This is a genomic window from Azospirillum sp. B4 (assembly GCF_000333275.1).
GTDB lineage: Bacteria > Pseudomonadota > Alphaproteobacteria > Azospirillales > Azospirillaceae > Nitrospirillum.
Genome location: NZ_BACU01000069.1, coordinates 1 through 5,669, shown reverse-complemented (window position 1 = coordinate 5,669; position 5,669 = coordinate 1). Strand labels below are relative to the sequence as shown.

The 5,669-nt window shown below is 66.6% G+C and carries 4 protein-coding genes and 1 riboswitch; all 4 genes read right to left on the bottom strand.

The genetic code is table 11. The features are described 5' to 3' along the window. On the bottom strand, positions 1-2,159 hold a 2,159-nt coding region (locus tag I55_RS02775), incomplete at its 3' end, for a cobaltochelatase subunit CobN (protein ID WP_252180989.1). Beyond that, entirely contained in the window at positions 2,159-2,341 is a 183-nt protein-coding gene (locus tag I55_RS38125; protein ID WP_049973773.1) for a hypothetical protein, read from the bottom strand. The genes I55_RS38125 and I55_RS02775, both read right to left, overlap by 1 nt. Positions 2,342-2,351: 10 nt before the next feature. Beyond that, positions 2,352-3,404: a cobalamin biosynthesis protein CobW gene (cobW, locus tag I55_RS02770; RefSeq protein ID WP_044558970.1), complete on the bottom strand. Its 1,053-nt coding sequence runs from the start codon at positions 3,402-3,404 to the stop codon at positions 2,352-2,354. A gap of 162 nt (positions 3,405-3,566) precedes the next feature. Continuing rightward, positions 3,567-3,811: riboswitch (cobalamin riboswitch) on the bottom strand. A gap of 174 nt (positions 3,812-3,985) precedes the next feature. Next, positions 3,986-5,669, bottom strand: a 1,684-nt coding sequence (locus tag I55_RS02765; RefSeq protein ID WP_044558969.1) for a class I SAM-dependent methyltransferase, incomplete at its 5' end; no start/stop codon positions are given.

Sequence of the window (5,669 nt, the reverse complement as noted above, 5' to 3'; positions counted from 1 at the left end):
CATTCGGATCGGAATGAGGATGCTACCACCAGGTCGCGCACCAACCCGTCCAGCGCCGCCCGCATCCGGCCGCAGCTGGGGGCGGCACCCACCCGCTCCGCCAACAGGGGCGGCAGGGGATGGGGCCAGGGCGCGGCGGCCTCGGCCGTGAACAGCTCTTCCAGGGTGCCGGCCAGGCCCAGGTCGCGGGCCAAGGCCTCGGTCAGCGAGGGCTGGTCGCGGCGGGGGAAGCGGGCGATCGCGGCCAGGAAGGCGGCCTGGGCGGTGGCATCGGGCGCCGCCCCGAAGACATGCAGGCCGTCGCGGATCTGCATCTCCTTGATATCGCAGAGATGAGCGTCCAGGCGCGCCAGGGCCTCATCGCCCTCCAGGTCCGGGGCGAGGTTCAGGTCACGGGTCACGCCGGCCCGCCACGCCAGGTCGCGGATGCGATCGCGCAGGGTGGGCAGGCGGCGCGGGTCCAGGCTTTGCGCCTGGGCGTATTCGTCCAGCGCCTGTTCCAGCGCCGCCAGGTCGCCGTGCAGGCCAGCGGGGATCGGCGGCGGCGGCAGGTGGCCCACCAGCACAGCACCCAGGCGGCGGCGGGCCTGCATCCCCTCTCCCGGATTGGTGGCGATATAGGGGTAAAGGACGGGCAAGGGGCCGGCCAGCCGCTCCGGCCAGCAGTCGGCGGACAGGGCCACAGCCTTGCCCGGCAGCCATTCCAGTGTGCCGTGGGCGCCCACCTGCACCAGGGCATGGACATCCACGACATGGCGCAGCCATAGGTGAAAGGCGGCGTAACCGTGGCTGGGGGGGGTGTCGGGGGCGTGGTGGGCGGCGCTGTCGATGGCGCCATGGCCACGGCTGGGCTGCACCGCCACCAGCAGGGTGCCGCAGGCCAGGACGCGGAAGCGCAGGGCGTCGCCGTGGGCCAGCGGGTCGGCCGAGGGGGGGCCCCACCGTTCGGTGACGGCCGCCAGGGCGGCCGGCTCCATCAGCCGGACATAATCCGCCAAGTCCAGGCCCGGCGCGTCGGCGTTGAGGGGGCGGCGCAAGCTTTCCATCAGGGCGGCGTCATCGGCCGGGATGCGCGTCACGCCATAACCGGCACCGGCCAAGGCGCGCAGCATGGCCAGCGTGCTGGCCGGCGTGTCCAGTCCCAGGGCCAGGCCGGTGCCGCCCCGGGCGGGGTAGTCGGATAGCACCAGGGCCACGCGCCGCTGCGCCGCCGGCGTCGCCGCCAGGCGCGCCCAGGCGGCGGCCTTCCCGGCCAGGGCGTCCACCCGGTCGGCGCGGGGGCGGCTGACCATCGGGGCATATTCCAGGGCCGGATCCCAATCGGCCGCCGTCTTGAAGGCGATGGCGGGGCCGGCCAGGCGGCCATCCATCTCCGGCAGCACCACGGTCATGGCGAGATCAGCGGGGCCCAGCCCAGCGCGAGCCTTTTCCCATTGGGATTCGGTGCCGGTGGACAGCACGGCTTGCAACACCGGCACGCCGGCGGCATCCAGGGGGGAGGGGGTGTCGGTGCCCTGTCCCGGCGTGGTGGCGCGGGCGGAGAAGGCGGTGGCGTTCAGCACCACGGCGGGGCGTAGCCTTGCCAGTTCGGCCGCCAACCAACGGGCGGTGTCCGCCTCCTTCAGGCTGGCCACGTAATATAGGTGCGGTGCCAGCCCACGGCGGTCCAGCGCGTCGGCCAGAGCGTGCATGGCCGTGAGATTGCCCGCCTGAAGGTAGGAGCGGTAGAAGATCAGGGCGGCGGGTGGACGGGTGCCGTCCTCGCCGCTGGTCGGCGCCCACCCTTGGTAGCGGCCGAAACGGGGCAGGGGCGCGGGCTCCCCCACCAGCAGTCCGGCCGGCGGATGGCGGCCCAGCAGGTCGGCGGCCTGGGCCAGCAGCCGGGCCATGTTCTCCGGCCCACCCTCCACGAAGCAGCGCCACAGGCGGCGGGCGGTGGGCGGGTCCACGGTGCCGGCGGCGTCCAGCGCCGGGTCGGCCTTGGCCTCCCCGGGCAGGACGGCCAGGGCGATGCCATGGGCGCGGCAGGTCTCCGCCACCTGCTCCAGGCCATAGCGCCAGTAGGCGGCACCGCCGTTCAAGCGCAGGATGACCAGCCGGGCGCGGGACACCACCGCCTCGACATACAGGTCGACGGACAGCGGATGGCCCAGGCGCATCAGGCTGGCCAGGCGCAGGGTTGGCCGCCAGGCGGCCGCGCCGATGCGTGGTAGGCGGCGGCCACCGCCGACAGGTCGCTGTCGGAAAAGGACAGCAACACGCACTCTGCCGGTGTCTGCCCCAGGTCTTCCGCCTGGGGCGACGCCAGCAGATCCTCGGCCTGGGTGGGCAGCAGGTGCATCGGCGCGCGCTTAAGCGGCGGCCAGCGCCGCCTCGATGGCCGCGCGGTCCAGGCCGGTCTCGCCGATCACCACCAGGCGGCCGCGCCGGGTTTCGCCCGGAGCCCACAGCCGGTCATAGCTGGTCTGGATGCGGCCCCCCACACCCTGGACCAGCAGGCGCATGGGCTTGCCCGGCACGTCGATGAAGCCCTTCAGGCGCAGGATGCCGAAACGCTGGGCCACCTCGCCCAGGCGGCGGGCCAGGGCCTCGGGATCGGCGTGCGGCGCCACGTCGGCCACGAAGCTGGTGAAGTCGTCGTGGTCGTGGTCCTCCTCGCCGTCATGGTGGCTGACACGGGCGTCCAGATCGGCCTCGGCCGCGGCCGACAGGCCCAGCAGCACATCGGGATCGACATCGCCATGAGCCACGCGCACCAGGGGCGGGGCGGTGGGACGCAGGGCCTGCACCGTCGCCGCCACGGCGGCCAGCCCGGCCTCGTCCACCAGGTCGGTTTTGCTGACCAGGATCAGGTCGGCGCACAGCACCTGGTCCTCGAACACCTCCTGCACCGGGGTTTCATGTTCCACCGTACCGTCGCCGGCCTCCATGGCCGCCTTCTGCCGGGCCAGGGCCTCGGCATCGGGGGCGAAGCGGCCTTCGGCCACGGCGTCGGCCGCCACCACCGCTACCACGCCGTCCACGGTGACGCGCGAACGCACGGCCGGCCAGGTGAAGGCGCGTACCAGGGGCTTGGGCAGGGCCAGGCCGCTGGTCTCGATGATGATATGGTCCGGCGGATCATTCCGGTTCAGCAATGACTCAAGCGCTGGAACGAAATCATCCGCCACGGTGCAGCACAGGCAGCCATTGGCCAGCTCGATCACCCGGTCCTCCGGGCAGGTTTCGTCGCCGCAGCCTTTCAGAACGGCGCCGTCGACGCCAACGTCGCCGAACTCGTTGATGATCAGCGCCAGCTTGCGGCCGCCGGGGTTCCGCAGCAGGCCGCGGATCAGCGTGGTCTTGCCCGCACCCAGGAAGCCGGTGATGACGGTGGCGGGGATTTTGGCGATGGGGGTGGGCATGGGCTCGCTTTCAGGGGGACAGGATGGGGCGGTCGCGCCCGGCAGGCGCATTGGCAGCCGCGGATGCGGGGCCGGTTGGGGCCGAAGGCGTTTGGAAGCCGTGCGCGCGGGGGCGGGCGGGCCATGGCGAAACTTCCCTCTCTCCGCCATCCCCGGCGGACCAGACGTGGACCTCGTGACGGCAGGTCTCCTGGCTTGCGGTTCATGGCGCCTCTCCTGCCTTCCCGGCCGGGCTGGTCGACCCAGGCCAGTGGCGGCTCCGCCCGGACCTGTCGGCCCGGGGGGATCGGCACTCACCGCGCACAGTTGCGGGGGCAGCTCCGGCCTTGAACCGGATTCCCTATTATCCCCTCCACTGACGGGTCACCCCTGCCGGCGGACGAGGCACCGTCGCCGGCAGAGACAGTGCGCCGGCGGGGGGACGGGGATCAATGGTTTTCATCGACGCGGTCTGCTCAGGCACGTCTATGCGTGCCGCCAACCCTGGATCCGCCGGCGCATTTTTTTTTGCGGAGGCCGGCGGCCGGCCGCCGGGGCCGGTGTCTTTCACGTGGACACCAGCCGCGGGATGGGCCACCCGCTTATGTTGCCTGCTCCGCCGCGGGCAACCGCTTGCCGCGTCGCCGGGGAGGCTTCGCGATACCGAGGATTGCGGTGATGAATCGGTTGGTGCCATCAATATCGAAATATCGGACCTCCAACCCGGCTCTATGCGCCAAAAATCGGAAAAATTTCTCTGAGGCATACCAATTTACCGGAATGGCGATGTATGGCTGATCCGCCATTGGGGTCTGAATGACTATAATCCCGTCATCGTCAAGGTGGCTGCGTACTTTGGTGATCAGCCCGATCGGATCTGAAAACGCCTGGAACGCATGCCAGAAGACCACCAACGAGGCTTTGCGGGTCGCCTGCTGATCAAAGTATGCGAGAGCATCACCGTTGGCATATTCCTCGGGCTGCAGCCCAAACGTCGCTCTCGCGATGTCGGCAAGAGCCGTTGATAGCTCAATGCCCAGGACATCGAAGCCCATGAGCTTCAGGGCTTGTGTCGTACGGCCGTCCCCGGCACCGACGTCAATGGCGAAGCCACTCCTTTCGGCTGATCCAAACGCGGTCATGAAGAGCTCCACGAAACAGGAGAGCATCGCCTGGCTGGCCGCGATCATGGCGTGGGGGGTCGACTTGACAGCCGAGGCATCAAAAATCGCCTGCCGCGACTCTATTACCGGCTGGGACACGGACACAGTCCAGTCAGGCAGAAAGACGCCACAGGAATTGCAGCAGAAAATGTTGCGCCAAAAGGTCCGCTTGTCCCGAAAGACAAAGAATCGTTCGGCTATACCTTCATGGCATACATGGCACGGTATCGACGTCGCCGGGGTGGTCGCCGCGCCTTCCCGGCCTTGATTGCGATAGGGGCCGCCAAATTGAGTCATGATCGCGCGCTCAGCCGCCGCGTAGCCTTGGATCAGGCGCTTTTTTTCAGGAGCCGTTCCAAGCGTTCTACGAATCATAAGCTTAAAGGTGCGTGCCGCATAAGGCAGCCCCATGAATTGAAAAATCTCATTCAGAATGCTGAGATCATATTCCACGTATTCCGGGAAGAATTTTTCATATTCGACGTCGTAGGTATCGGCGTCGCAAATTCCATTTTCTATTTTGGCTTTAATGTCCAGATGATTTTCAATAATTGACTTTATTTCATCTAGTTCTTCTTCCGCAACACTGAGGCTGGCGTCGAATTTTTTGATCGTATGTGCCGGAATTTGGCCAAGCTTCAACTTGACCTGCGATACCGCCATGGCGAACAAATCACAGCGCTGGATATGAATAAACTTGCAGCGTCGGGAGCTAAGGTACTCCAGCAGGAACGGGTGCCGCAGAGCCTGATCATATTTCAAGTGGAAGACCAGGGTGCGGAATGTCCTGAATTCCCTCACAGCAATATCTGCGGCCCGGTTATTCAAGAATTGTCGTAAAAACTCGTCGTAGATACGGTAAAATTTCTCCTTTACGTCATTGGTCTCCTGTAATCCATCAGAGAATAATATCTTCAGGCCGCCACTTTGGTCGGAAAACCAACAGGAAAATCTATCGGGAAACGCGGACAGATCTGAGAATATCTCATCAACAACACAGGCATCTTCGTGTTGCTCAAGCAAAGATCCCAGCGCCGTCGCGCCTACCCGTTGGTTTCCGATGATGGCAACAATATCCACATTTAGCTCAAAATCGGCACGATCAGAAAAATCCATAACTGCA

Excerpts from the sequence above, each read along its gene's own strand:
- cobW (WP_044558970.1), bottom strand. The coding sequence starts at position 3,404 with ATGCCCACCCCCATCGCCAAAATCCCCGCCACCGTCATCACCGGCTTC.
- I55_RS38125 (WP_049973773.1), bottom strand. The coding sequence starts at position 2,341 with ATGCACCTGCTGCCCACCCAGGCCGAGGATCTGCTGGCGTCGCCCCAG.